This is a genomic window from Providencia huaxiensis (assembly GCF_002843235.3).
GTDB classification, from domain to species: domain Bacteria; phylum Pseudomonadota; class Gammaproteobacteria; order Enterobacterales; family Enterobacteriaceae; genus Providencia; species Providencia huaxiensis.
Genome location: NZ_CP031123.2, coordinates 2,512,289 through 2,538,588, shown reverse-complemented (window position 1 = coordinate 2,538,588; position 26,300 = coordinate 2,512,289). Strand labels below are relative to the sequence as shown.

The following is a 26,300-nucleotide window of genomic DNA, read 5'->3' as shown; positions in this document are numbered from 1 at the left end:
AGGGAAACAATGGTAATCAATAAGAAACGAAAAATTACACATTTAAATAAATAGACATTTCATTAAGGGATATTTAATCACTATTGTGATAATTTATTATGTATTAATCCCTAAAGTAACAAAGTTAATAATAAAAATAAGATTAGCCTTTTTTATTCTTCATTATTTTTGCCATATGAATAGCTTCAATGAGCTGAGAGCGATTAATACGGGAACTATTACTATCTAATAACTTTTGCCAAATATCAATTGCTTGCTCATAATTTGCATTCATAAAGGCATCTGAAGCGACTAGCATCAAAGCAGTAACTTCTTGATTATCAATCTCTAATGCTTTATTGATTACAACTCTAACATCATCTGTTAGGTGTTGGCCTGCTTGATAATATAGTACGGTTGCAATAGCGGAATATATTTGAGCATTTTCCCCTCCATATTTTAGAGCTCTCTGATAAGCAATCAGTGCATTATCATAACTATTTTGATAGAGATAATATTCACCTAGTGTAGCCCAAAGCTCACTGTTTTTAGGTGATTGGCGAATATCATTTTGCAAACGTAATAAATCATTTTGTTCTTGCTGTAATGGTGTGAATGATAGCAAGGGATCGGAAATACGTTGGTATTCCTGATAGGCTAATTCAAATCGAGGTGAGAAAAAGTAACCAACAACGATCGACACAATGAATATGGTAAGTACTTTATTAACATGCTGTAGCCGGACAGCTGATGGTGTTGTTGTATCTGAGGATAATAACTGTTCGGATATCTGTCGATGGCTAAAGTTGTTCTCTATGATCCGTTGTTTATGTGACCGGTTGAATTTGAACGTTAAATAAAAAATTCCAACTAAAGCAATTCCAGGTAAAACCCAAAGCAGGGCAGTTCCAAAAGTCAGCGGTGGATTATACAGTACAAAATCACCATATCGCTCGGTCATATAGTGCATAATTTGTGCTTTATCTTTCCCTTCAGCGACCATTTTGAAGACTTGATGACGCATACTGACAGCTGTCGGGGCATTAGATTCGAGTAAGTTTTGGTTTTGGCACTGAGGGCAACGTAATTGTGAGGCTATCTGCAAAGAATATTCTTGTTCTTCAATGGAATTAAATTGCCACACATCAACAATTTGAGCATTGGATATAAAAGAGCAAAATAGGAAAAAAAGTGCGAATAGAGCTTTAAGCATTTCTTATCCTCCTTTTTATCCAGCTTATTAATAGGCCAAAACACATCACAAATGCACCGCTCCAAATCCATTGAATGCCATCTTGGACGTAAAGACGTATTGCATAACTATTTGTTCCCGTTTTCTCACCTAATACCGCATACCAATTACGTAGCCACCCCCAATATATACCGGGTTCAATCATTAATTGCTGACGAGCGGTATAAAACCGGCGCTCAGTGATTAACTGGTGTAACGGTTGATCCGCTTTGCTAATTTGTATGATGGCTTTTTCGGTTGTGTAGTTAGATTTAGCACCAAGCTGCAGCTCGTTGAATTGAAATTGATAACCTGCGAGAGAAATAGATTGCCCAATAGAAAGACTAACACTGGTTTCGTGGTGGCTACCAACTGACAAGGCAATGCCAGCTGCAAAAATCACAACTCCTGTATGAGCAATAAGGGATGGGAATTGTTGTCGAATAGCATGTATAGGACGTAGCCAAAAGATAAGCAAAATTGCAAATAAAAAGCCGCAAGAAAGGGCGATAATAAGCCCTTTAGGCCAAAGAAAGAAGCTTAATAACATACTGGGAAGTATGATTAAAAGAATACGCCATCGGGGTTTAATGCGAGTTTTGTTCTGCGGGTAAATGGCACTGACCGCCATTATAATTAGCATCAAAATACCAAATGGTAATAATGTTTGATTAAAATAAGGTGCCCCAACCGATATTTTTCCCCAACCAAATAATGTGTAAATCATCGGGTAAAGTGTGCCCGTCAGGACAATAAATAATACAGTTGAAAATAGGATTAACGTGAGTAATAAGTAAAGCTGACGGCGATTAATGTTGGTTGGTGAATCATCAATATTTTTAGCTTTCCAGCCATATATACATAAAGCACCGAAACTCAGAAAACTGAACAATAAAAAGAGGGGAACAGCCCTAACGTTATCCAAAGCAAACGCATGGACAGACATTAAAATACCTGAACGGACAATCAGCGTGCCCAATAGAGATAAAATAAACGTGAGGATCGCCAGTAGTATTGACCAATGGCGATAATGACCTGTTTTGTATGTAACGCTGAGGCTGTGGAGTAACGCGGTTGCACTTAACCATGGCAACAGCGACGCATTTTCAACGGGGTCCCAAAACCACCATCCTCCCCAACCAAGTTCGCTGTATGCCCACCATGACCCTAAAGTGATACCCAAAGTGAGTATGCACCAACTAGGAACGACAAAGCGCCAACAAAGTCCTGAAATAGTTTGGTTAAATTGCCCGCACAGCGTGGATGCAAGTGCCAAGGCGGTCACGACCATTAACCCGCTATAGCCTAAATAAAGTAGCGGAGGGTGCAATATTAGCCCCCAATGTTGCAGCATTGGGTTGAGATCTCGTCCTTCTATAGCGGGTGGGAAAATGCGTACAAAAGGGTCGGAATAAAAGACGATAAACAGTAGTAATGCTGCACTAATAATGGCAAGTAGGGTTAATGTGAGGGGAAATACAGGGTGAGTTTGCCGACGATAACGCCAAGCAAATAGACAACTCCAAGCTGAAATAAACAGCAACCAAAGAAATATTGACCCTTCATGGCCTCCCCATACTGCCGCAATTTTAATATATAGTGGTGATAACCTGTGACTATGCTGCGCCACATATACGACAGAAAAGTCACTTTGAATAAAACTGATGGTTAAACAAAAATAAGCAACGAGTAAGAAAAGAAATTGTAAGTAGGTCCAAAGGACATTCCGAGGCATTTGCCTCGGAATATGGCGTAAAAAACCAATAACTCCACATGATGCTTGAAAACAGGCAATACAAAGTGCCAATGTTAGGCAGAGAAAGCCAATTTCTGGGAGTATTAGTTCCAATGATTACCCTTATTGTTGAGTGAATTATGCAACGGTCAACTGCCCTGCGTATAACACAAAAAAGCGTAAGCAGAAGACACCCAGTAGGCTTGCACCACTGATAATCAATACTCTTACTGCACCTTGCCCTTTATCCATCCATTTTTTGAATAGAAGAGGAATAATAAAACCAAACCCAACAACGCCAATCCAAAACCACCAAGTCCAGAAACCACCACCTAATGCGGCAATTAATGAGCGAATTTTCCCATCGTCTCCTAATGCTAGCCCGACGAAAAAGGCCGCTAATAGGAATATCTCCAACCAAATCACAAAGCCTTCGATACGATGTAAAAATGCGGTTTCAGTATTATGGATATTTTTACGATAGCGCAATGCGATTGCCATTAACGATACCGCGATACCTGAAGATATTCCTGAGAATAGGAATAAAGCCGGTAATAATGGGTTGTTTAAGAATGGATAAGATTTTAATGCTGAAAGTAAAAAACCAGTATAAGCCCCAAGCAAAACAGCCAATATTAGCATTACAATATCGAGAAAACGCATCGCACGGTTTAGTAGGGTTAATACTCTTGGGATCAGCGTCAATTTTGGCAGCCATTTTTGCTGTAAAACAATGAGCTCTTTTTCATAGATTTTAGCCAGCCAAATAACAAGTACCGCCATATATACTTGGAATAACATCACCCCCATCGACATCACTGAAGTTGGGCTGTAATGAAACATTAATTTCCAAAACGTCCATGGACGCGTTAAATGGAGAATTAAGATCAATAACCCAAAGATGATCGTGGTCGGCGCCAAAATCAGTGTTGTGCGCATGATTGTGCTATCACTGCCAGCCGCAGTGGGATAATACTGGCGTATAAGCACCGCAAGAACCACGAGCCCAGCTGAAATACCAATTAAAAATAAGTAAACCGCAATGGGCCAGTCCCACACTAAGGATTCAAAATGGAAAGCAGAAGCTGTTGTCATTGGCTAACCTCCCCATATTTGAACGGAACTCGATACATTTTGGGGTGAGTACCGAGTGCAATTTTGAATCGATAAGTCGGTTTTTCTTTTAGCATCAACGAAATATCGCTCTTAGGGTCATCTAAATTACCAAAGGTTAATGCTTTGGTCGGGCAAGATTCGACGCAAGCCGGCTGCTTACCCTGTTTTAGATTCGTTTTACGGCAGAAATCGCATTTATCTGCGGTTTTATTGATGGGGTGAATAAACCTGACGCGATAAGGGCAGGCCGCAATACAATATTGGCAGCCGACACATAAGTCGGGGTTGACATCAACAATCCCTGTCGTTTTATCAATAAAAGAGGCACCAGTAGGGCAAACATCGACACAAGGTGCACTTTCACAATGTTGACAGGAGTGGCGAAAAAAACGGTATTTAACATCAGGAAACTGGCCAATAGGCTCACTACGGATGATAGTTAACCGCGAAACACCTTCCGGCACTTGGTTAACCTCTCGGCATGCATCCATACACGCCGTACAGCCGATGCACAGATTTTCATCGTGCACCATGCCGTAGCGAACGCCATCTATTTTCATGGTGTTAGCTAGCGCATGGCTAGCAACTCCTCCTACCGCCGCCAGTGCTCCTGAGTAGATAATGAATTGACGACGAGAACAACTCATGGCTGCTCCTTACGCAATTTCACCGCTGCTGGGTTGAAATCAGGGTTATTGCGTTGGTCTGAGTGACAATCGACGCAGATTTTTACTTTGCCCTTATCAGTCAGTACCTTCATGGTGTCTTGTTTCGGGTGAAGGTCATGGCAACTTGCGCAGGCCACTTTAGTGACGTGGACATCATGAGGCCAGAACGCTTTTTGCAGTTGTTCTGGCAAGTGACATGATAGACAGACACTGTTTTGTTGCTCAACGGTATACATTGGGTTGTTAAAGCGCATGACATCTTTGACGCCTTCACGGTGATCAGGCCCTGGGTTACCGTGGCAATTGGTGCAAGTTACGGGTAAATTATTGTTAGGGTTAATCACTTCTGCGTGGGTACCATGCATGCCTTCTTGGTCAGGCTTATGGCAGTCTAAACAGGCTTTGTCAGCACTGCGTTGCTGCGTAACAACCCAACGGCCTTCTGCATTTTCTTGGGCCATTTGTGGGGTTGTGGATGCGGCTGTTGCCCATAATAAGCCTGTTGCCAGCACCCCAGCAGTTAATAACGAACGTAGTACGCTCATATTCACTCCATTGGTTGTATTGCCCCATTATTTGGGGCAAATCATGGTTATTTGGCTAATAGGTCATTTTTACGAGCTTGTTCATCCCACTGCGGAACCACAGTTTTTAAGAACTCTTGTTTCTCCGCATTGATTTTTTGCATATCTAAACCGATAGCTTGTTGCGCTTTTTCCTTAGTTGAAATATCTGGAATGGCAATTTCATGGGTGATGCCTTTTGAACCTAATAGACGAGCGAGTTTGGTTCGTGCATCTGCGGCTTTATCCATCGAACCACCTAACATGCGCAAGCCTTCATCTGGTGCATGCATATGAATACCGTGGGAAGCGATAGCTAAATCCCAACGCCATTGTGCATGACGAATATCCGTTAAGATTGGTTTCATTTCATCTTCTGTTGCGCCTGCATCCCATGCGGCTTTCGCTTCAAAGTGAGCTCGAACCAATTGGTCTTCCGCTTTGATTTTCATCTCTTGGATAGCGACTTTACGTTCAGCAACGACATCTTGCAGCTGTTGTTTGCTCTGGGTATGGCAAGTGCTACAGGTTTGTTCGAAATTGTCGAATGGGTTACCAATTTTATGGCTGGTATACAGTTCGCCTTTTTCGTTTTGCAGTTTTGGCATATGGCAATCAATACAGGTCACATTATTTTTGCCATGAATACCTGCACTCCAAGTCTCATATTCAGGGTGTTGAGCTTTCAGCATCGGTGCTTTCGACAATGAGTTGGTCCAGTCAGAGAAACCAACATTGTCGTAGTAAACTTCCATCTCTTCAACTTTGGTGCCGTTATCCCATGGAAATTTCACGGCTTTTTTATCGCCAGAGAAATAATATTCCACGTGACATTGGCCACACACCATGGACTGTTGGTCGAATCGGCTGGCTTTATCAAACGGTTTGCCAATCGTTTCCATTGCACGCTCCGCATAAGGGCGAGAAAGCGTTAGCTCTGGTTTGCCTTTTGCAAAATCTGCAGAATCTGTTTTATGGCAGTCAGCGCAGCCTAAAACATTAACCACTTCAGGGCCACCTTTTGCCCACTTACCTTCGAAATAACCATCTTCGCCATGTTCTTGGATTAGCCTCGCCACATCGGGACTTTTACAGCTCCAACATGCCATCGGGAGCGGGCCATCTTGGGCGTCTTTCGGTGCACCGGTTCGTAAGGTTTCACGGACGTCGATAATGGCATAAGCGTGGCCACGTGGTTTGTTGTAGTCGCGTGAGAATGGGTATCCAGCCCACAGTACGACTAAGCGAGGGTCTTCCGCTAATGCATCTTCACGGTTTGATTGCTCGGATGTTGCTCGCCAAGAGTGGTATTGATCAGGGTGAGCAGCTTCGAAAGTTTCATTTCGAGCGTTAATAGTGGATGTACTATCTTTGGTAGGAGTTTGAGCATGAACAGAGGTAAAGAGAAATATTCCTGCAACCAGACTCAATAAGCATAGTGCATTATTTCTTATGTTTGCCATAAAAAGGGCCTCGAGTAATTTTAGCCAGTCATCCCTTCATTTTTCGAGTTGTTTTTGTATTGTGACCTATGACTCGAACTATTTTGGGTATCTTTTTGTTATTTAGGTTTGATAGTAAGCGCACAGAGACTATCAAGACATTGCCAATTTATATGTGTAACAAAAAACCACACTAAAAATATTGTTTTTGATCAAGAGTTAATTTGGAATAAGGAAATAGAATGTGAAAAAATAATAAAAAATAGGTATTATTGAAATTGATATAGTTATTTTTTAATAGTTCTAAATTGTTAGTTCCAATAATTAATTAGTAATGATTCTTATTTTGACATTCTACATTTGCTTGTTGTAGTTTGTTGATTTTTAATTAATTTTTTATCTTTAATATTTCTGGGTTATTTTTAAAAAAAAGTGACAAACAAAATTTGTTTAATATCAAAAAAAATGCATATATTTTTTTGCTAAATGACATTGCATATACCACTTTAGTGGTAGTTTTTGGTTGATGTTATAATTTAAAAAATTAAAAATTGAGTTTAAATTAATAATCCACATTAAAAAAATGTTAATAAATAATTAAAAACCCCTATTCCTTTATCATTTTAAGGCTGTTTTGAGGTCATGCATAGCAAATAGCGTAAATCTGGTTATTTCTAGTCGTATACGGGGAATTACCTCTTTTACCTACTTGGTAGTATGTATTTTTATAGCTGCTATCGTTAATATTTCTCATAAATACACATATAAAAAATGCGGTTTATCAATACGTTTTAGTTTTTTTGTTGGCAATGTAAAGGAAAAAAACATGGTTGATCTCACCCGTCGGGGAGTATTAACTGGTGCGTGGCGCAGCGCGGCTCCAGTGGTTCGGCCGCCATGGAGTGGTAGTGAAACGCAATTTATTGAATTGTGTACCCGTTGCAATGCCTGTGTTGAGAGTTGCGAAACGGCAATTATCCAACCGGGAGCAGGGGGCTACCCTGTTGTTGATTTTAAGCGTGGTGAATGTACATTTTGCTATGCATGTGCAACAGCATGTCCAGAACCTATTTTCCTTCCAAAACATTCCCAACCTTGGGATATCTCAATTTCGATTGGCCAAAATTGTCTTGCTTATCTTTCGATTGAATGTCGTCGTTGCCAAGACAGTTGTGAGCCTGAAGTCATCTCTTTTCGTCCGTCAATGGCAGGTATATACCAGCCAAAAGTAGAAACACCAGGTTGTACAGGCTGTGGTGCTTGTGTAGCAGGTTGCCCAGTTTCAGCCATTACCGTGGAGCATGAACATGCACAGTAACTATCAAGTGTGCAGTTTAATAGTACAAGTAAAAAGTGAGCGACTGTCTACTGTGGCCGAAGAAATTAATCAATTTTCTAATTGTGAGGTGGCGTTAAGCGCCCCAGAAAACGGAAAACTGATTGTGGTTGTTGAAGGGCAAGGTAGTAGAACGTTGTTAGATACTATTGATTTAGTACGCGATATTGACGGCGTACTAGATGTTTCGCTGGTTTACCACCAGCAGGAAGAGCAAGGTGAGGAAGATTATGAAACTCAGTCGTCGTAGCTTTATGAAAGCCAATGCGATAGCGGCCGCTGCTGCGGCGGCAGGTATTGGCGCACCGAGCATTGCGAAAGCAGTGGTTGGTCAACAAGAAAGTATTAAATGGGACAAAGCCCCTTGCCGTTTTTGTGGGACAGGCTGTGGGGTACTGGTGGGAACTCAAAATGGTCGCATTGTGGCCAGCCAAGGTGACCCAGAAGCGCCAGTAAACCGTGGTTTAAACTGTATCAAAGGGTATTTCTTACCAAAAATCATGTACGGAAAAGACCGTTTAACGCAGCCAATGTTGCGTATGAAAGACGGTGAATATGACAAAAATGGGGAGTTCACACCGATTACGTGGGAACAAGCCTTTGATGTTATGGAAGAAAAAGTCAAAACCACATTAAAAGAAAAAGGCCCAGAAGGGATCGGTATGTTCGGTTCGGGCCAGTGGACAGTTTGGGAAGGCTATGCAGCATCAAAACTGTTCAAAGGTGGGTTCCGTTCTAATAACTTAGACCCTAATGCACGCCACTGTATGGCTTCTGCGGTAGTGGGCTTCATGCGTACTTTCGGTATGGATGAACCAATGGGCTGTTATGATGACATTGAGCATGCTGACGCGTTTGTCCTTTGGGGCTCAAACATGGCAGAAATGCATCCAATCTTGTGGTCTCGTATTACTAACCGCCGTTTGTCTAACCCTGACGTGCGTGTTGCCGTGTTATCGACTTTCAAACACCGTAGCTTTGAATTAGCCGATAACGGCATCGTCTTTACACCACAATCTGACTTAGTGATCCTGAACTATATTGCAAACTATATTATTCAAAACAATGCAGTTAATCAGGAATTCCTCGATAAACACGTGAATTTACGTCGTGGTGCTACAGATATCGGTTATGGATTACGTCCAACTCACCCACTCGAACAAAACGCGAAAAATGCAGGTTCTGATGCATCTGAGCCAATGACGTGGGATGAATATAAAGCCTTTGTTGCGGAATATACTTTAGACAAAACCGCAGAAATGACGGGTGTTCCAAAAGATCAGTTAGAAGAGTTAGCTAAACTTTACGCAGACCCTAAAACTAAAGTGGTTTCTTACTGGACCATGGGCTTTAACCAGCACACTCGTGGTGTTTGGGCAAATAACTTAGCGTATAACCTGCACTTACTGACAGGCAAAATTTCTCAACCGGGTTGTGGGCCATTCTCATTAACAGGCCAGCCATCCGCGTGTGGTACTGCACGTGAAGTGGGTACGTTCTCGCACCGTTTACCTGCTGACATGGTGGTTACCAATGAAAAACACCGTGAGAAAGTCGAAGGTGTGTGGGGACTACCCGCGGGGACGATCCCTGAAAAAGTCGGTTTACACGCCGTTGCCCAAGACCGTGCTTTAAAAGACGGTAAATTGAATTTTTACTGGGTTATGTGTAACAACAACATGCAAGCGGGCCCGAATATCAACCAAGAGCGTATGCCTGGTTGGCGTGACCCACGCAACTTTATCGTGGTTTCTGACCCCTATCCAACGGTCAGTGCGTTAGCTGCTGACTTGATTTTACCGACGGCAATGTGGGTAGAAAAAGAAGGCGCTTACGGTAATGCGGAACGTCGTACTCAATTTTGGCGCCAACAAGTTAAAGCACCAGGCGAAGCGAAATCTGACTTAATGCAGATGGTGTTGTTCTCAAAATGCTTTACAACGGATGAAGTGTGGCCTGAAGAGTTACTCGCGAAAAAACCTGAATTACGCGGTAAAACGTTGTATGACGTGTTATTCGCTAACCAAGCGGTAACGAAGTTCCCTGTGAGCGAGTTAGCAGAAGACCAACTTAACGATGAATCACGTGAATTAGGCTTCTACTTACAAAAAGGGCTATTCGAAGAGTACGCAGGCTTTGGTCGCGGTCATGGTCATGACTTAGCGGATTTTGATGACTATCACAAAGCGCGCGGTATCCGTTGGCCAGTGGTTGATGGCAAAGAAACTCAGTGGCGTTACAGCGAAGGAAATGACCCTTATGTTGAAGCTGGTGCTGGCTATCAATTCTACGGTAAACCCGACGGTAAAGCGGTAATTTTTGCACTGCCATTTGAGCCTGCTGCTGAATCGCCAGATAAAGAATATGACTTATGGTTATCAACAGGTCGTGTTTTAGAACATTGGCACACCGGTAGTATGACTCGTCGTGTTCCTGAATTACACCGTGCTTTCCCTGAATCTCTAGTGTTTATTCATCCAATCGATGCAAAAGAGAGAGGTTTACGCCGTGGTGATAAAGTCAAAGTGGTTTCACGTCGTGGTGATGTGACAACAATTGTTGAAACACGCGGCCGTAACAGACCACCAAAAGGCTTAGTTTACATGGCGTTCTTTGACGCTGCGCAGCTAGTGAATAACTTAACACTGGATGCAACCGATCCGCTTTCAAAAGAAACGGATTACAAAAAATGTGCCGTTAAACTGGAAAAGGTGTAATTGCTCATGCCCCAGAAAGCTAAGTCTCAACAGGCTAAGTCCCAGAACAGCCGTCGTCGCTTTTTACGCGATGTCGCCCGCACTGCGGGCGGGTTGGCGGCTGTTGGTGTGGTGCTGGGGCTTCAGCAACAAACTTCCCGTGCGAGTGGCGTCAAGCTCCGCCCGCCGGGCGCCCTTGATGAAAAAACATTTGCCAGTGCATGTGTCCGTTGTGGGCAATGCGTTCAAGCCTGCCCGTATGACATGTTGAAGTTAGCGACATTGGCATCAGGCTTGGCTTCTGGAACGCCATACTTCATCGCTCGAGAAAACCCGTGTGAAATGTGTGAGGACATTCCTTGCGCTAAGGTTTGCCCAAGTGGCGCATTGGATAAAGACATTGAGTCGATTAACGATGCACGCATGGGGTTAGCCGTTTTACTCGATCAGGAAAACTGCCTGAATTTTCAAGGGCTAAGGTGTGATGTATGCTACCGCGTATGTCCACTGATTGATGAAGCCATCACATTGGAACTGGAACAAAACCACCGAACCGGTAAGCACGCGCGCTTCTTACCCACAGTCAATAGCAACTACTGCACCGGATGCGGTAAATGTGAACAAGCCTGTGTATTGGAAGAGGCAGCTATCAAGGTATTACCAAGGTCGTTGGCAAAAGGTGAGTTAGGGCACCATTACCGCTTTGGTTGGCTGGAGGGTAACAATGGCGAATCGTAAACGTGATGCCGGACGTGAAGCTCAGGCAAAAAAAGGCTGGTGGCAAAGCCACAAATGGTTGGTGTTTAGACGCATAAGCCAATTGCTGGTGTTAGCGATGTTCCTAAGTGGGCCTTGGTTTGGGGTGTGGATTTTACATGGTAACTACAGCAGTAGCTTATTGTTAGACACCGTACCTTTGACTGATCCCTTAATTACGTTAGAGAGCTTAGCAAGTGGTTACTTACCGGGGATCTCCGCGCTAATTGGGGCTGCTATCGTATTTGGGGTTTATGCACTGTTGGGTAAGCGCATTTTCTGTAGTTGGGTCTGCCCTGTAAACCCAGTGACGGATGCTGCAGCGTGGTTAAGACGTAAGTTTGATTTTAACCAGTCTGCAACCATACCCCGCAATATTCGCTATGTATTGCTGGTGGTGATCCTGATCGGCTCTGCGATTACAGGCACCTTACTTTGGGAATGGCTTAATCCCGTTTCATTAATGGGGCGCAGTTTAATTTTTGGTTTTGGCAGCGGTGCATTGGTTTTAGTTGCACTGTTTTTATTCGATTTATTAGTTGTGGAACATGGTTGGTGCGGTCACCTTTGTCCATTAGGTGCGCTATATGGCGTAGCTGGGTGTAAAGGCGCATTGGTTGTTACAGCGGAAAATAAAGAAAACTGTAGCCGTTGTATGGACTGTTTCCACATTTGCCCGGAGCCGCAAGTTCTGCGCGCACCGGTCCTAGATAAACAAGCTCCAGCGCAGATATCAGATAAGGATTGCATCACTTGCGGTCGTTGCATCGATGTTTGTTCTGAGGATGTTTTTAAAATAACACTAAGATGGAGTTCGGGAGCGAAATCATGAAAAATCCTGTCCTGAAAAAGACGATCAGCCGTTGGGTGGCTGGAATGGCCTTTGTTGTAAGCAGTCTTGTTTGGGCTGCTAATGGTGTAGACCTGACCCAATCACCAGAAGTATCCGGTACGTCAGAAGGAAGCATTCATATTCCGAAAGAGCAAGAAAGAATGGCATTAAACTATGTGAATCAGCCACCAATGATCCCACATAGTGTTGAAGGTTATCAAATTACCACTAATACTAATCGTTGTTTGCAATGCCATGGCGTGGAAAATTATCGTACCACAGGGGCACCAAGAGTTAGCCCAACGCACTTTATGGATGCAACAGGCAAAGTCCTCGGCGAAGTCGCACCAAACCGTTACTTCTGTCTACAGTGCCACGTGCCGCAATCAGACACAGCACCGATTGTTGATAACACATTTACCCCATCCAAAGGTTTTGGGAAATAAGGGGGAATTATGTCAAATAACAATGATAAGCAAACACATGATGACAAGCCGAAGAAAAAGGGTTTGTTTGGGCTAATCGGCCGAGTATGGCGGTGGTGGCGTAGGCCAAGCCGTTTAGCATTAGGAACCTTATTACTGATTGGTTTCGTGAGTGGTGTTATCTTCTGGGGCGGCTTCAATACGGGTATGGAAATGGCCAATACGGAAGAGTTCTGTATTAGCTGCCATGAAATGCGTGAGAATGTCTATGAAGAATATATGGATACTATTCACTATACTAACCGTAGTGGTGTCCGTGCAACTTGCCCAGATTGTCACGTACCGCATGAGTTCGGCCCCAAAATGGTGCGTAAAATTCAAGCGAGCAAGGAGTTATACGGAAAAATTTTTGGCATCATCGACACGCCTCAAAAATTTGAAGACCATCGGTTAGCGATGGCGCAAAGCGAGTGGCGACGGATGAAAAATAACGACTCACAAGAGTGTCGTAACTGCCACAACTTTGAGTATATGGATTTCACGGCACAAAAAGGGGTTGCAGCTAAAATGCATGACCAAGCCATCACGGATGGCAAAACCTGCATTGATTGCCATAAAGGGATCGCCCATAAGTTGCCGGACATGCGTGAAGTTGAACCTGGCTTTTAATTTAAGGTAATCATTTTATGATGAGTTATACCGATGAATTATAAGTAATGATCAATAAATAGGCTGGTTATGCGTTTGAGTATGATCAGCCTAAGTTATATTTGTGTTAAATCAATATATTTGCTTTTTTAATGTGTATTGTATGATTCTGTCGCGCAGCATTTACTAACAATATAATAAATCAGGGTAATTAAACTATGTGGAAAAAGCTTCATCAACTTGCCATCCCAGTTAACCTTTACCGGTTATGTGGGCGTCTAATACCGTGGTTTATCATATTGAGTGTAATTTGTTTAGCAGTGGGATGGATTTGGGGATTTGGCTTTGCGCCAACCGATAAAGTCCAAAGCCAAAGTTATCGTATTATGTATATCCATGTGCCTGCTGCAATGTGGTCAATGGGGATCTATGCCACCATGGCGATCACCGCTTTTGTCGGTCTCGTATGGCAAATGAAAGTCTCTGAATTGGCGATAGCTGCAATGGCGCCTGTCGGGGCGGTATTTACCTTTATCGCATTGGTTACCGGTGCGACATGGGGTAAACCAATGTGGGGGGCATGGTGGGTATGGGATGCACGTTTAACTTCTGAATTAATTCTGTTTTTTCTGTATGTGGGGATTATTGCTTTATGGCATGCGTTTGATGACCGCCGTACAGCAGGAAAGGCCGCTGCAATTTTAGTATTAATTGGTGTGATTAACTTACCTATCATTCATTATTCAGTTGAATGGTGGCAAACCTTGCACCAACCATCTACACGTATGCAAGAAAGCATCAACCCTGCTATGCGTACACCACTTCGTTTAGCTATCCTTGGTTACCTATTTCTTTTTATCTCATTAACGTTAATCCGTTTACGTAGCCAATTATTGATGTTAGAACGTAACCGTCCATGGGTATTAGATATTGTGAATAAAAAAGGACGTCAATCATGACTAGCGCATTTGCATCTTGGAGTGAGTTTTGGGCGATGGGCGGCTATGGTTTTTATGTATGGCTGGCGGTTGCGCTGACATTAATACCTATTTTGTTACTCTGTTTGCATACATACATACAAAGAAAAATGATAATAAATGCAATTATTCAACAGCAAGCTCGTGAAGTAAGACAAAAAGCAGCAAGAGCGCGTAGGGAGGGAGTGTGAATATTCGTCGTCGTAACCGACTTTGGTTGATCTGTTCCATATTGGTTGGCGTGGGGTTAACCCTCGCATTGATTCTCTACGCATTGCGCTCAAGTATTGACTTGTTTTATACCCCCGGTGAAATCATCTACGGTAAGCGGGAAACTCAGCAAATCCCTGAAGTTGGGCAGCGTTTGCGCGTTGGCGGCATGGTGATGCCCGGTAGTGTGGTACGTGATTCTTACCCCGTCTCTAATGCCGTCAATATTACTTTCACAGTTTATGATGCCGAAGGTGAAGTGGACGTAAGTTATCATGGAATTTTGCCTGACTTATTCAAAGAAGGGCAAGGTGTTGTTGTTCAAGGGGAATTACAAGAGAATAATCATATTTTAGCGAAAGAAGTGCTTGCTAAACATGATGAAAACTATACGCCACCAGAGGTTGAAAAGGCGATGCAGGAAAACCATCGCAGGCCAGCTGCTGCCTATAAGGACAATGCATCATGATCCCTGAAATTGGTAGCGTTTTACTGTGTTTGGCATTAGGTCTTGCCGTTTTGCTGTCTTTTTACCCGCTATGGGGAGTGGCTCGCAATGATGCCCGCCTGATGGCATCATCGCGTCCATTAGCATGGTTACTTTTTCTCTGTGTAACAGGGGCATTCCTAGTATTAGTGAATGCCTTTGTTGTTAATGATTTCTCAGTCACTTATGTTGCCAATAACTCGAATACGCAATTGCCAATTTGGTATCGTGTTGCTGCAACATGGGGAGCTCACGAAGGCTCATTATTACTTTGGGTATTATTAATGAGCGGCTGGACATTTGCGGTAGCAATTTGCAGTTACCGAATGCCTCTCGACATTGTCGCCCGTGTTTTGGCCGTCATGGGGATGGTTAGCGTTGGTTTCTTACTGTTTATCATCTTCACTTCAAATCCGTTTTCGCGCACGCTACCCGCCTTTCCGATTGAAGGGCGTGACCTCAATCCATTACTGCAAGACCCCGGGCTGATTTTCCACCCACCATTGTTATATATGGGCTATGTCGGCTTCTCAGTGGCATTTGCCTTTGCGATTGCGGCATTGTTAAGTGGCCGGTTAGATAGCTCTTTCACGCGCTTCGCTCGCCCTTGGACGATGGCAGCATGGTTCTTTTTAACACTGGGGATCATGCTAGGTTCCGCATGGGCCTATTACGAATTAGGCTGGGGAGGCTGGTGGTTCTGGGACCCAGTGGAAAATGCCTCCTTTATGCCATGGTTAGTGGGGACGGCATTGATCCACTCACTTTCCGTTACTGAACAGCGAGCCACGTTTAAAGCCTGGTCACTATTATTGTCGATTTTTGCTTTCTCACTGTGTTTACTCGGGACTTTCTTAGTCCGTTCAGGGGTATTGGTTTCTGTACACGCCTTTGCCTCAGACCCATCTCGAGGGTTATTCATCTTAGCCTTCATGGTGTTAGTGATTGGCGGCTCTTTATTGGTGTTTGCACTGCGTGGGCACAAAGTACGCTCAAGAGTTAACAATGCGCTATGGTCTCGTGAATCCATGTTATTGGGCAATAACGTTATCCTAACAGCAGCGATGTTAGTCGTGTTACTCGGTACATTGCTACCGTTGGTCCATAAACAAATTGGTCTGGGTACGATTTCCATTGGTGAACCGTTCTTTAATACCATGTTTATCGCGTTGATGGTGCCATTTGCCTTGTTACTTGGAATTGGCCCACTCGTACGCTGGGGGCGTGACCGCCCTGCGGCTATCAAAAAATTATTAATCATTGCAACGGTATTAACCGTTATTCTCTCTTTTGCCTTGCCATTATTAATGGAAGATAGGGTAGAAGCGCTGACGGTTGTCGGCTTAATGATGGCGTGCTGGATAGCTATTCTTGCGTTCGCGGAAATGCGAGTGCGCATCAGTAAGAAAATCAAGCTCACGCCAAGTTATTGGGGAATGGTACTGGCGCACTTAGGTTTAGCGGTAACCATCGTCGGTATTGCCTTTAGCCAAAATTACAGTATTGAGCGTGATGTGAAAATGAAGCCGGGTGATAGCATTTCAATTCGTGCTTATACCTTTGTATTTAATGGGGTAAAAGAGGCTGATGGCCCTAACTACCAAGGCGTTATTGGCAGTATTTCAGTGAAAGAGAAAGACAAAGTCATCGGTGTTTTAATGCCAGAAAAACGTTTTTATAGCGTTAGCCGAGCTGTTATGACCGAAGCCGCGATTGATGGCGGTTTTACTCGCGATTTATATGCCGCATTGGGTGAGGAAATTGCTAAAGATACGTGGACGATGCGTTTGTATTATAAACCGTTTGTTCGTTGGATCTGGTCTGGTGGCGTATTAATGGCTATAGGTGCGTTATTTTGCTTGTTTGACCCACGTTATCGTCGTCGTAAATTACAAGGGGAAACCGCATGAACCGCAAAGTCTTCTTAATTCCTTTTATTATTTTTGCAGGAATTGCTGCGGTTCTGTTATGGCAATTGATGCGTAATGCAGAAGGGGATGACCCTCGCTTATTAGAATCCGCTTTAATTGGTAAGCCAGTGCCCGTTTTTCGCCTTGAGTCACTAGAAAACCCCGGTCAACATTATGAATCGGATGTGCTAACACAAGGGCAACCTATCTTGTTGAATGTTTGGGCAACATGGTGCCCAACATGCCGTGCAGAACATCAATATTTGAATAAATTGTCTGCACAAGGTGTCCGTGTGGTCGGGTTGAATTATAAAGATAAACGGGATAAGGCCATTGTGTGGTTACGTGAGTTGGGTAACCCTTATGCTCTGAGTTTATTTGATGGTGAAGGTATGTTAGGCCTTGATTTAGGGGTATATGGTGCACCTGAAACGTTCTTAATTGATGGCAATGGTGTGATCCGTTATCGTCACGCAGGGGCAATGGACGAGCGCGTTTGGGAAAAAGAATTTAAACCCCTTTGGGAGCGCTATAATCAGGAGGCGAACCAATGAGGTATTTATTGGGTTTATTGATGTTAGCGTTAAGTGCAACGGTGACATATGCATCGACAGAAGTGTTTACTTTCGATAATGAACAGCAAGAGCAGCAATTCCGTAAGTTAACCGAAGAGCTGCGTTGTCCTAAATGTCAAAACAACAGTATTGCGGATTCTAACTCAATGATTGCACTGGACTTGCGTCAAAAAGTGTATGAGTTAATGAAAGAAGGCAAAAACCGCGATGAAATCGTTGATTATATGGTTGCGCGCTATGGTTACTTCGTCACTTATAACCCACCTCTGACACCGCTCACGGTGATGCTATGGGGGTTACCATTTGTTGCTATAGCGGTAGGCGGCTGGATCATTTTTGCCCGTTCTAAAAAACGCGTTAGATTAAAACAGGTTGAGCAGGGTGATGAGGAAGCATTGCCTGAGGCCTCTCGTACCAGCAATTGGGTTTATTTACCCGGGTTTATCATCGCATTAGGTGTTGCGGGTGGGGCTTATTATCAGGTAGGCAGTTACGAGAAAGTGGCAGATTGGAATAATGCCTATCAACAAGCCCCTGCTTTGTTAGATAGAGCACTAGACCCATCTGAGCCGCCACTCAATAATGCGGAAATGGAACACCTTGCTTTAGGGTTACGCACTCGATTGCAGGAAGACCCGCAAAATGTAGAAGCGTGGGAAATGCTAGGCCGTATTGGTATGGTGTTGGGGAATGCTACTATGGCAACCGATGCCTATGGCCGTGCTTATCGCCTAGCCCCTAAAAATGAAAATGTAGTGATGGGATATGCGGAGGTTTTGACGCGCTCTTCTGATCCTGAAGATAACCGCCAAGGTGCAGAATTACTTAAAAAGCTGATCGCAGAAGACCGCACTAATGTGAAAGCGTTGAGTATTTTTGCATTCAATGCATTTGAGCAAGAACGCTACGCTGAAGCCATTTCTGCTTGGCAAATGATGCTAAAACTGCTGCCAGAGAATGACCAACGTCGTCCTATTATCGAACGCAGTGTTGAACAAGCTCTGATGATGGTGCATGAAAAGAAAGGGCAGCCTTCCGATAAGTAAGTTTTTTCACTGATAGTGTTATACAGGTGTTCGCCTGTATAACACTCCCTTTCATATTACAATCCACGATTTTGATTACTTCGGTTTGTTAAAGATAGCTGATATCAATTCTTTTAATATAGTTTGAGTTTATAACTAGATAAAAGGAAGCAATATGGCCACTCGACTAATGCGTAATTATCATCAAACCAATATCTCTCACCCAGTCGTATCAGGTTTGAATAAACTCCCATTAGATAAAGAAGTTAAAACAAAGCTTGTGAATCAGCAGCTAAAATTAAATAAATTTGCTGGTAGTATTAAAAAAAAACAGATTGACCTGATAGGGTCAAAAATTCCCACTCGGGTTTTTACTTTAAGGCGCGCCTATTCAGAGCCTTCAAGTATTCATCAAAAAAATATATCAGGGGCATTGGCATTAAATCGGTCGGCTTCGGAGCCAAGCAATCTAAATCGCTCCCACAGGACGCCAGTTCAAAAGAGGACATTAGCGAGAGCGCAACCTAATTATCAGCCAAGTCAGGCTCCAAGAAGCCCACAATATATTCAAAAAGCAAAAGACGACAAGATCGCCGCATATCAATCACTCTCTGATGTGGTTAAAAATTTTCTTAACGAAAAGCTCAGCTATAAAATTTTGGTCACTTTCAGAAAAGGGTTAGCTGGCAAGGAAGTAAAAAAATATATGGTTGCTTATGAAGAATTTAAACAAGGTGTTAGCGATAAAGAAAAAGAGCAATATTTACAGATTAAATTGAGTGGTTTGACGCCAGATAACCGATTTCAATCAACCAAAACGGTTTGGATTGAACTGGATAAACTCAAGCCAATTCAAACTAAAGAAGAGATAACCAAGGTAATGGTTAACACAAAATGGTCTCATCTAAATCGCTAGGGTTAGATGGTTAATAGCCAAATAATGTTAAAGTAAATAATGAGCTTATTATTTACTTTAATTTCAATCTGTTGTATTGAGAATAGAGATTTAATCAATAGATTGATTTTAATCAGCAATTGTCTGTTTTTTAGTCTTTTGTATGCGATGCTGCGCTGTGGTTAACATTAATTCTGAAAATAAATAACAACACCCTTCCAAATAAGATACAATTCCGCACTATAAAATTCATACTGAGATGACGGAAAAACGTTGCACCTGCGCCCTTTTATCAAACAGCTATCCGCTTATCTTGCTTTGCTTGCCATTGCAATGTTGTTTATTGCACCTTTGGTTTCTAAGTCCATGGTGCATATGGACACTTGTACAGATATACAAAGTGAGAGGGTAGACTCTTCTATGCATTCGCATCACAGTATGCCTATGTCTGAAGGCTGTGACGTTTCTATACCAATGAACCATATGTTAATGACGGGGATAGGGCAGTCTCCGATGGAAGATATTGCATGTGGTTACTGCCAATTATTGATCCACTTCCCATTTCTTATCTTACTTATTGCTGCGGTTATTCGGCAATTTGCCACGCTAACTCTATTTATTCCCTTTGAGAGTTGCACTCACATTTGGTTATTTAGACCATGGTCATTACATCTCGCTCGAGCCCCACCAATCTCCTGATTTCTTAATATTATAAATTTTCAAATTAATTAAATTGCTACTTTTGCTTTTATTGTGCAAAGCGTTTTCGTTCATCTTGAATTTCTTTGATTTTTAAGAGGTTCCCCCTTGAGGGCTGAAAATGTATTTGCAAGCTAAGAGGCGAAAGCAGCGTAGCTATACTCTAAGAAACAGGTAAAAAATGAACACACACATTTTTAAAGTGGCTCCTATTGCAACACTGGTAATTAGTGCAATTTTTACGGCGTCTACAGCCGCTAAAGCTGAAATTAACCAAAGCCCAATCTCAGATAGCTCAGTGATGATTGTGACTGCGCCAGTTGATTCACCATTAACCATTACGACATCACCTAAAACACCAAGGCAGCCCGTCCCTGCGAGTGATGGTTCTGATTATCTCAAAACTATTCCGGGTTTTTCACAAATACGAAACGGTGGGACTAACGGTGATCCTGTTTTTCGTGGCATGTTCGGCTCGCGTTTGCGTATTTTGACCAATGATAGCGAGATGTTAGGTGCATGTCCTTCTCGTATGGATGCGCCTACATCTTATATCTCACCGGAAAACTTTGATGTACTGAATATGATTAAAGGCCCTCAAACTGTTTTATGGGGGCCTGGGAACTCTGCGGGAACCATCCGTTTTGAACGTGAAAAACCGCTATTTACTGAAGCAGGAATGAAAGGAAACGCGAGTGTTTTAGCCGCATCTAATGAGCGTTGGGATGGCAATGCAGATGTGAGTTTAGGTAATGAGTCTGGCTACATTCGCGTTATTGGCAATAAGTCACGTTCTAATGATTATAAAGATGGTAATGGGGACAAAGTACCGTCTAAATGGGACAAATGGAATACTGATATTGCGGTTGGTTGGACTCCTGATGAATACACATTATTAGAGTTGACTGCTGGTAAAGGCGATGGGGAAGCTCGCTATGCGGGGAGGGGAATGGATGGCTCTCAGTTTAAACGCGAAAGCTTAGGATTGCGCTTTGAGAAAAGTAATCTCAGCGATGTGTTAGATAAAATTGAAGCGAATGTCTATTACAATTATGCCGATCATATAATGGATAACTACTCGCTTCGTTCTCCATCAGGTGGCGGAATGAGTGGTGGTCATATGGGGCATGGTGGCCATGGCATGATGAATATGCCAATGAAAATGCGAGTTGACCGTGAAACCATGGGGGGGCGAACGATGGGAACATGGTTATGGTCAGACTATGAACTGCGTGCCGGCGCAGACATGCAAACCAATAAGCATCGAAAAAACAATCACAATAGCTGGAAAAAAGATGCACAATTTCAAGATTATGGTGTTTTTAGCGAGCTAACTTGGCATCCAACTGAGCAAGGCAAAGTGGTCAGCGGGGTACGTTTAGACCGCGTGATAGTCGAAAATAATACCGGAGTAGGTTCTTCAGGGCGTAATACTGTGATGCCAGCAGGCTTTGCGCGTTATGAGCATTCTTTATCGGGTACGCCTGTTATGTTATATGCAGGTGTCGGTTATACAGAACGCTTTCCTGATTATTGGGAATTGTTCTCGCCTAAACTCGGCCCGGATGGTAGCAATAATGTGTTTGATAAGCTAAAAACTGAAAAAACGACTCAGCTAGATATTGGTGCTAAATATAGCCATGAAGACACCAATGCATGGGTTTCTGCATATGTAGGGCGTGTTGATGATTTTATTCTCTTCCGTTATAGCGCAACAAATCCAAGAATGAGCCAGGTGGAAAATGTGGATGCGTTAATTATGGGAGGAGAACTCGGTGTTGCACAAAAACTCAGTGATGAGTGGAAAGCGGATGCAAGCCTTGCGTATTCATGGGGCGAAAACCGTACAGATGGAAAGGCATTACCGCAAATGCCACCGTTGGAAAGCCGATTTGGCTTATCGTGGGAAAAAGGCGATTGGACCACGACAGGCTTAGTACGAGTCGTGAGCCGCCAAAATCGCGTTGCCATTAATGATGGTAATGTAGTGGGTAAAGATTTTAGCAAAAGTGCGGGTTTCACAATTTTTTCATTAAATACAGCGTATAAAATTAATGAAAACATGAAATTAAGCGCAGGTGTTGATAACCTTTTTGACAAAACCTATAGCGAGCACCTTAATTTAGCTGGAAACAGCGGTTTTGGCTATTCATCCAACGTGCCAGTGAATGAACCAGGGAGAAATTTCTGGGCAAAAATGAATGTGACTTTTTAATTATTAGCTCAACAACCCATACAACTTTTGTGTGGGTTGCTTGCTGGCTGGTTGTTAAATAGCTAGTTGTTAAATAGCTATTTGTTAAATACCTAGTCGTTAAATAATAACGGGAATATAATAATTTAGTTCTTGAATGAAATGGCGTGAATCATTAATGAATGCCTCATAAGAGGGTTTAGACTTTAGGACATATTGCTCAACATCTGGCCCTTCACCACGGACGATATCCATTTCAGCAAGCACCTTCCCATAAGCAGTATAGATAATATCATTATAATCTATACCATGAAGGCTACTAGTGATTTTGATTTCTAAATAATTTCCTGAGGGTAACTGTAAGTTAGTTGCTTGCGGAAGCGCAATACTAACATCTTGTTCATCTAGAGCCGTGGTATATAGGAAATGCCCTTCTGCATTAGCGCTTTGGTCAATACCATGGATAGCATATAAATGCTGCGTGACATAAGGGTTTTTCTCAAAAAAAGCCCTCCAATAGTATCGGCGCAGTTCATCGGTTTTTAGGTTCCACTCATTAATATCTTTAGTATAACGATGCTTAGTTCCGGCGTTTTTCAAGGTAGTTGTCGCCTGAGCTGTTAAGCAGCTTCTTTTTTGTTCTCTGGGTTTAATTTCACATCACCGATTTCCTCCCAGTTTCTAATACCCTTTGACCAGCGGTTAGGGTTCTTTTTTTGCGCTTTGGTATATAGCTCATGGCGTCTTGCCAATATCGCTTTATCTTCACCATTATGGCGTTGCGCTGGTGTCACGAATTTGATGCGACTATGCCTGTGCTCAGTGTTGTACCATTGAGCGAAGCCTTTCATCCAAGCTCTTGCATCTTCAAGGCTTTTAAAGCCTTCGCTTGGCCAGCGGTGACTGTATTTGACCGTGCGGAACAATGATTCTGAGTACGGATTATCATTGCTGACACCGGGGCGGCTACGAGAGCCAATGACACCCATATCAAGCATTTTGGCTTGCATCGTCAAACATTTCATCGGGCTACCGTTATCTGAATGCAATACCACGTCTTTTTTAACGCATTTCTCAGACCAGAGCGTGCGCTCAAGCAATTGGGCAGCATGTTCACCTGATTCACTGTCATGAACTTCCCACCCGACAACCTTACGGCTGAAGATGTCGATTATCATGTAGAGGTAGAAGAACCGACCAATGACCGTTGACGGGCAGTAACTAATATCCCAAGTCCACACTTGGTTTGGCGCTGTCGCTGTGTACCCCTTAGGTTTAGCTCGGCTACCTTTAGGTTTTGCTTTACCTCGATGGGCTAGCTGGTCATTGGCTTTCAACACACGATAAAAGCTCGATTCAGACGCGAGATATTGCCCGTTATCTGCCAGCATTGGCACTATCTGACTTGGCCCTAAATTGGCGTATTCTTCTTGGTTACAGGTAGCTAATATCGCTTGCTGCTCTTCCTCAGTGAGCTTGTTACTCGGTTCTGGCCTATCAGCTGTAGGTCTTTTGTCACCACTGATTTCACCGCTTTCCTGCCAGCGTTGTAATGTGCGTACAGACATACCAACTTCTTCACAGGCTTTCTCTTTTCTAGCACCTGAGCCGACTGCTTCATCAATCAGAGATGCGTAATGCTGCCTATCTGTGAGTGAGGTTAATTGTCCTCGTCTTCCCCCCAGTAGGCATTTAACTTTTTTCTGAGCACCAACAACGCTGCCGTTTCAGCAAGCGCAGCATCTTTGCGCTTTAACTCTCTTTCTAACTCTTTAATCCGCTTACGATCATCCTTTCGCTCTTGGGTTAATTGCTTACGTTGCTGGGCTTTAGTTTGATTGCCTGCAATGCAGCTTCGCTTCCATTCTTTAACTTGCTCAGGGTAAAGCCCTTTTTCACGGCAATACTCACTTAACTCAATTTCGCTCAATGCTGCTGTTTCTAAAACAATTGAGAACTTTTGCTCTGGTGACCAACCATCTGAACTATTGCTATCAGCCAAACTAGAACCTGCTTTTAAATACTTATCTCGCCATGAATACAAAGTAGATAAGTTGATACTTTCTAGCTTTGCGAATTGGCGTAATGATAAGCCACTTTCAACCAGCTTTCTAATGATGGCTTTCTTATGATCTTCAGGATAATGCTTCACTAATATCTAACTTACCGCTCCCTGTTATATTTTTATGAAAAACTGAGGCGACAACTATCCTGACACAGGGGGGTTCCGAGTAAGTTGATTGCGGGTAACTGAGCCAATTTAACTTGAACACTGAGCTCTTTACTCTCTCGTAAAGGTAAACAGAACCCTTCAACTTTCCATCCTTCTCGTTTTCTATATTCAGAAGGGGTCAGATTAAATTGCTTTTTAAACGCGCGGCAAAAAGTTTGTTGCGAGTCAAAGCGGTATCTTAGAGAAATGTCCATTATGCTGTCATTTGTTAGCCGTAATGCGACAGCAGAACAAGAAAGACGTCTTGCTCGGATATAGGAGCCAAGTGCGAGTCCTGTTTGGTTTTTAAATAGGCGCTGAAAGTGCCATTTTGTGTATCCTGATTTATCGGCAACAGTATCTAGGGATAGGCGAGATTCTAAATTTTGTTCTATCCAGAGAATGATTTCCCTGATAACACTTTCTTGTAGCATGATTATCCTTTCAGGTCTCTTTTACTTACCAATAAAATAAGAGGTCATATAATAACTCAGTGTGATGACTGGTAAGTATTCATAGGTGCTCGTAATAGGATAGCATGCTAACTGACAATTTTATTAAAAAGATGTGAAGTTAAGTAAGTTTTGATAAGGGAGGGGTTAGATTGAATGCTTAAATACACTTGTTAGGCGTTTACGTAATTTGCCTAATTTTTACATACTGTGTATAGACTGAAAGTAATGAATATGGCATAAGTGTGAGACATAATTTTATTTACATCTAAGACGATCTGTTATAGTAATCTATTTTAGAGATTCAAAATAAGATTGAAATAATGTAACTTACTAATCTTAAAAGTGCTTTAACCTTATAAGCGTAATATAGAATGTCTTATTATTATTACCTGAATCTAATCTTGTTATTTCGACTAATAAATAAAAAAAAACGTCTTTTTTTATGATGAAAAAAATTTTTCTTTATTATAATTGCTTTGTGGAAACTTATTGATACGGATGAATACAAATTGTCACGAATTTCCTAAGGTTATAACATTAAATTTGGCAATATAGTTTTATCAAATTGGAAATGTAAGCTAGAATTTAAATTAAATTGGAAATACAATTTATTAGCTGGTGACTGACTATAACCTAGTTTCTATCTTTATTGGGTCTTAAAATGTTATGTGATGACCATCACAACTAAAATGTAACAATGAAATAGATATAATCTAATTATATCATCTGCTTATCTGGTTTTTCTGTTTGTTTTTCATTAATGGATTGTCTTAAAACGATTCATTTAATCAGAGTTTTATTATTTTAAGTCAATTTATAAATTTACGGTTGGTGATAATTTACGCACCGGTTGATAATATTCATTTTAATATTTAGTAGAGGTTATTATGGGCAAGGAAAGCATTGCTAAAATGCTAGGGATAAAAATCCGAAAACAGCGAGAAAACCATAAAATATCGATAGAAAAAATGGCAAGCTTAATCGGTGTAACAGAAGAAGAAATGAATCGATTCGAGACTGGCGAAAGTTGCATTGATGTTGATTCATTATTTCAATTTGCTTATCTTTTCAATGTTGATCCTACGTCTTTTTTATATGGCGTCGTAAATGTAAATGGTGGTACATATAGCTCAATACATTGATTATAAGTGATTTAGGTGTGTTACAAATAATATTGCATTATTTACTTGTAGAATAATATTACTTGTTACTATTAGGGTTATCTTTATATTTT

The 26,300-nt window shown here is 42.2% G+C and carries 25 protein-coding genes and 1 pseudogene; 17 read left to right on the top strand and 9 right to left on the bottom strand.

Going from position 1 to position 26,300, the window contains the following annotated elements:
• Positions 1-142: 142 nt before the first annotated feature.
• Genes nrfF through nrfA form a run of 6 tightly spaced genes read right to left on the bottom strand, consistent with a single transcriptional unit; the run spans position 143 to position 6,755 of the window.
• Positions 143-1,192 (bottom strand): heme lyase NrfEFG subunit NrfF, encoded by a 1,050-nt coding sequence (gene nrfF, locus CYG50_RS13385; protein ID WP_102139984.1) that lies wholly within the window; start codon positions 1,190-1,192, stop codon positions 143-145.
• Positions 1,185-3,059 (bottom strand): heme lyase CcmF/NrfE family subunit, encoded by a 1,875-nt coding sequence (locus tag CYG50_RS13380; RefSeq protein WP_102139983.1) that lies wholly within the window; start codon positions 3,057-3,059, stop codon positions 1,185-1,187. The genes nrfF and CYG50_RS13380 overlap by 8 nt, the downstream gene beginning before the upstream one ends.
• A gap of 24 nt (positions 3,060-3,083) precedes the next feature.
• Positions 3,084-4,040 (bottom strand): cytochrome c nitrite reductase subunit NrfD, encoded by a 957-nt coding sequence (gene nrfD, locus CYG50_RS13375; protein ID WP_102139982.1) that lies wholly within the window; start codon positions 4,038-4,040, stop codon positions 3,084-3,086.
• A complete protein-coding gene (gene nrfC / locus CYG50_RS13370; RefSeq protein ID WP_102139981.1) occupies positions 4,037-4,708 on the bottom strand; it encodes a cytochrome c nitrite reductase Fe-S protein in 672 nt (223 codons plus the stop codon). Before nrfC ends, nrfD begins: the two co-directional genes overlap by 4 nt.
• Positions 4,705-5,274, bottom strand: a complete 570-nt coding sequence (gene nrfB / locus CYG50_RS13365; protein ID WP_102139980.1) for a cytochrome c nitrite reductase pentaheme subunit — start codon at positions 5,272-5,274, stop codon at positions 4,705-4,707. Before nrfB ends, nrfC begins: the two co-directional genes overlap by 4 nt.
• Positions 5,275-5,321: 47 nt before the next feature.
• A complete protein-coding gene (nrfA, locus tag CYG50_RS13360) occupies positions 5,322-6,755 on the bottom strand; it encodes an ammonia-forming nitrite reductase cytochrome c552 subunit (protein WP_102139979.1) in 1,434 nt (477 codons plus the stop codon).
• A gap of 805 nt (positions 6,756-7,560) precedes the next feature.
• Here nrfA and napF point away from each other — a divergent pair.
• The 16 genes from napF (at position 7,561) to CYG50_RS13280 (ending at position 22,420) form a co-directional block, all read left to right on the top strand.
• Positions 7,561-8,052, top strand: a complete 492-nt coding sequence (gene napF, locus CYG50_RS13355) for a ferredoxin-type protein NapF (protein ID WP_004262238.1) — start codon at positions 7,561-7,563, stop codon at positions 8,050-8,052.
• The gene (gene napD / locus CYG50_RS13350) at positions 8,042-8,320 is read left to right on the top strand and encodes a chaperone NapD (protein ID WP_181490085.1); all 279 of its coding nucleotides are present in this window, start codon (positions 8,042-8,044) and stop codon (positions 8,318-8,320) included. The genes napF and napD overlap by 11 nt, the downstream gene beginning before the upstream one ends.
• Positions 8,301-10,787, top strand: coding sequence for a nitrate reductase catalytic subunit NapA (gene napA / locus CYG50_RS13345; protein WP_102139977.1), 2,487 nt, complete (start codon positions 8,301-8,303; stop codon positions 10,785-10,787). The genes napD and napA overlap by 20 nt, the downstream gene beginning before the upstream one ends.
• Before the next feature lie 6 nt (positions 10,788-10,793).
• The gene (gene napG / locus CYG50_RS13340; RefSeq protein WP_102139976.1) at positions 10,794-11,504 is read left to right on the top strand and encodes a ferredoxin-type protein NapG; all 711 of its coding nucleotides are present in this window, start codon (positions 10,794-10,796) and stop codon (positions 11,502-11,504) included.
• On the top strand, positions 11,491-12,354 hold the full coding sequence (gene napH, locus CYG50_RS13335; protein WP_102139975.1) for a quinol dehydrogenase ferredoxin subunit NapH: 864 nt from the start codon (positions 11,491-11,493) through the stop codon (positions 12,352-12,354). The genes napG and napH overlap by 14 nt, the downstream gene beginning before the upstream one ends.
• Positions 12,351-12,800, top strand: coding sequence for a nitrate reductase cytochrome c-type subunit (gene napB, locus CYG50_RS13330; protein ID WP_004913351.1), 450 nt, complete (start codon positions 12,351-12,353; stop codon positions 12,798-12,800). The genes napH and napB overlap by 4 nt, the downstream gene beginning before the upstream one ends.
• 9 nt (positions 12,801-12,809) lie before the next feature.
• Positions 12,810-13,448, top strand: coding sequence for a cytochrome c-type protein NapC (gene napC / locus CYG50_RS13325; RefSeq protein WP_102139974.1), 639 nt, complete (start codon positions 12,810-12,812; stop codon positions 13,446-13,448).
• 197 nt (positions 13,449-13,645) lie between these two features.
• Positions 13,646-14,386, top strand: coding sequence for a heme ABC transporter permease (locus CYG50_RS13320; protein ID WP_102139973.1), 741 nt, complete (start codon positions 13,646-13,648; stop codon positions 14,384-14,386).
• Positions 14,383-14,595, top strand: a complete 213-nt coding sequence (gene ccmD / locus CYG50_RS13315; RefSeq protein WP_004262214.1) for a heme exporter protein CcmD — start codon at positions 14,383-14,385, stop codon at positions 14,593-14,595. The genes CYG50_RS13320 and ccmD overlap by 4 nt, the downstream gene beginning before the upstream one ends.
• Positions 14,592-15,083: a cytochrome c maturation protein CcmE gene (ccmE, locus tag CYG50_RS13310; protein WP_102139972.1), complete on the top strand. Its 492-nt coding sequence runs from the start codon at positions 14,592-14,594 to the stop codon at positions 15,081-15,083. The genes ccmD and ccmE overlap by 4 nt, the downstream gene beginning before the upstream one ends.
• Entirely contained in the window at positions 15,080-17,011 is a 1,932-nt protein-coding gene (locus tag CYG50_RS13305; RefSeq protein WP_102139971.1) for a heme lyase CcmF/NrfE family subunit, read from the top strand. The genes ccmE and CYG50_RS13305 overlap by 4 nt, the downstream gene beginning before the upstream one ends.
• Positions 17,008-17,565 carry a thiol:disulfide interchange protein DsbE gene (dsbE, locus tag CYG50_RS13300; RefSeq protein ID WP_004262204.1) on the top strand — a complete coding sequence of 186 codons (558 nt, stop codon included), beginning with the start codon at positions 17,008-17,010 and terminating at the stop codon, positions 17,563-17,565. Before CYG50_RS13305 ends, dsbE begins: the two co-directional genes overlap by 4 nt.
• On the top strand, positions 17,562-18,632 hold the full coding sequence (locus tag CYG50_RS13295; RefSeq protein ID WP_102139970.1) for a cytochrome c-type biogenesis protein CcmH: 1,071 nt from the start codon (positions 17,562-17,564) through the stop codon (positions 18,630-18,632). The genes dsbE and CYG50_RS13295 overlap by 4 nt, the downstream gene beginning before the upstream one ends.
• A 217-nt stretch (positions 18,633-18,849) precedes the next feature.
• A complete protein-coding gene (locus CYG50_RS13290; protein WP_148241598.1) occupies positions 18,850-19,527 on the top strand; it encodes a hypothetical protein in 678 nt (225 codons plus the stop codon).
• 312 nt (positions 19,528-19,839) lie between these two features.
• Positions 19,840-20,205 carry a DUF2946 domain-containing protein gene (locus CYG50_RS13285; RefSeq protein WP_375373123.1) on the top strand — a complete coding sequence of 122 codons (366 nt, stop codon included), beginning with the start codon at positions 19,840-19,842 and terminating at the stop codon, positions 20,203-20,205.
• Positions 20,206-20,386: 181 nt separating this feature from the next.
• Entirely contained in the window at positions 20,387-22,420 is a 2,034-nt protein-coding gene (locus CYG50_RS13280) for a TonB-dependent copper receptor (RefSeq protein ID WP_102139967.1), read from the top strand.
• A 99-nt stretch (positions 22,421-22,519) separates the two neighbouring features.
• On the opposite strand, the gene CYG50_RS13275 is transcribed toward CYG50_RS13280, so the two are convergent.
• The 3 genes and pseudogenes from CYG50_RS13275 to CYG50_RS13265 form a co-directional block, all read right to left on the bottom strand.
• Positions 22,520-22,999 (bottom strand): effector binding domain-containing protein, encoded by a 480-nt coding sequence (locus CYG50_RS13275; protein WP_238706803.1) that lies wholly within the window; start codon positions 22,997-22,999, stop codon positions 22,520-22,522.
• 20 nt (positions 23,000-23,019) lie between these two features.
• Positions 23,020-24,551, bottom strand: a protein-coding gene (locus CYG50_RS13270) for an IS3 family transposase (RefSeq protein WP_374189495.1) whose coding sequence is annotated in 2 segments (ribosomal slippage) — positions 23,020-24,089 and positions 24,089-24,551 — 1,533 coding nt in all. Because the reading frame shifts where the segments join, the coding sequence is not laid out codon by codon here.
• 74 nt (positions 24,552-24,625) lie between these two features.
• Positions 24,626-25,045 (bottom strand): annotated as a pseudogene (locus CYG50_RS13265) (helix-turn-helix domain-containing protein); the annotation flags it as partial.
• A 908-nt stretch (positions 25,046-25,953) separates the two neighbouring features.
• Between CYG50_RS13265 and CYG50_RS13260 the strand changes: the two are divergent.
• Positions 25,954-26,208 carry a helix-turn-helix domain-containing protein gene (locus CYG50_RS13260; protein ID WP_102137344.1) on the top strand — a complete coding sequence of 85 codons (255 nt, stop codon included), beginning with the start codon at positions 25,954-25,956 and terminating at the stop codon, positions 26,206-26,208.
• Positions 26,209-26,300: the final 92 nt, after the last annotated feature.

What these genes read in the sequence shown, in the direction of transcription:
- nrfF (WP_102139984.1), bottom strand. Translation starts at nt 1,192, where the DNA reads ATGCTTAAAGCTCTATTCGCACTTTTTTTCCTATTTTGCTCTTTTATA.
- nrfD (WP_102139982.1), bottom strand. Translation starts at nt 4,040, where the DNA reads ATGACAACAGCTTCTGCTTTCCATTTTGAATCCTTAGTGTGGGACTGG.
- nrfC (WP_102139981.1), bottom strand. Translation starts at nt 4,708, where the DNA reads ATGAGTTGTTCTCGTCGTCAATTCATTATCTACTCAGGAGCACTGGCG.
- nrfB (WP_102139980.1), bottom strand. Translation starts at nt 5,274, where the DNA reads ATGAGCGTACTACGTTCGTTATTAACTGCTGGGGTGCTGGCAACAGGC.
- nrfA (WP_102139979.1), bottom strand. Translation starts at nt 6,755, where the DNA reads ATGGCAAACATAAGAAATAATGCACTATGCTTATTGAGTCTGGTTGCA.
- napF (WP_004262238.1), top strand. Translation starts at nt 7,561, where the DNA reads ATGGTTGATCTCACCCGTCGGGGAGTATTAACTGGTGCGTGGCGCAGC.
- napD (WP_181490085.1), top strand. Translation starts at nt 8,042, where the DNA reads ATGCACAGTAACTATCAAGTGTGCAGTTTAATAGTACAAGTAAAAAGT.
- napA (WP_102139977.1), top strand. Translation starts at nt 8,301, where the DNA reads ATGAAACTCAGTCGTCGTAGCTTTATGAAAGCCAATGCGATAGCGGCC.
- napG (WP_102139976.1), top strand. Translation starts at nt 10,794, where the DNA reads ATGCCCCAGAAAGCTAAGTCTCAACAGGCTAAGTCCCAGAACAGCCGT.
- napH (WP_102139975.1), top strand. Translation starts at nt 11,491, where the DNA reads ATGGCGAATCGTAAACGTGATGCCGGACGTGAAGCTCAGGCAAAAAAA.
- napB (WP_004913351.1), top strand. Translation starts at nt 12,351, where the DNA reads ATGAAAAATCCTGTCCTGAAAAAGACGATCAGCCGTTGGGTGGCTGGA.
- napC (WP_102139974.1), top strand. Translation starts at nt 12,810, where the DNA reads ATGTCAAATAACAATGATAAGCAAACACATGATGACAAGCCGAAGAAA.
- CYG50_RS13320 (WP_102139973.1), top strand. Translation starts at nt 13,646, where the DNA reads ATGTGGAAAAAGCTTCATCAACTTGCCATCCCAGTTAACCTTTACCGG.
- ccmD (WP_004262214.1), top strand. Translation starts at nt 14,383, where the DNA reads ATGACTAGCGCATTTGCATCTTGGAGTGAGTTTTGGGCGATGGGCGGC.
- CYG50_RS13305 (WP_102139971.1), top strand. Translation starts at nt 15,080, where the DNA reads ATGATCCCTGAAATTGGTAGCGTTTTACTGTGTTTGGCATTAGGTCTT.
- dsbE (WP_004262204.1), top strand. Translation starts at nt 17,008, where the DNA reads ATGAACCGCAAAGTCTTCTTAATTCCTTTTATTATTTTTGCAGGAATT.
- CYG50_RS13295 (WP_102139970.1), top strand. Translation starts at nt 17,562, where the DNA reads ATGAGGTATTTATTGGGTTTATTGATGTTAGCGTTAAGTGCAACGGTG.
- CYG50_RS13285 (WP_375373123.1), top strand. Translation starts at nt 19,840, where the DNA reads ATGTTGTTTATTGCACCTTTGGTTTCTAAGTCCATGGTGCATATGGAC.
- CYG50_RS13280 (WP_102139967.1), top strand. Translation starts at nt 20,387, where the DNA reads ATGAACACACACATTTTTAAAGTGGCTCCTATTGCAACACTGGTAATT.
- CYG50_RS13260 (WP_102137344.1), top strand. Translation starts at nt 25,954, where the DNA reads ATGGGCAAGGAAAGCATTGCTAAAATGCTAGGGATAAAAATCCGAAAA.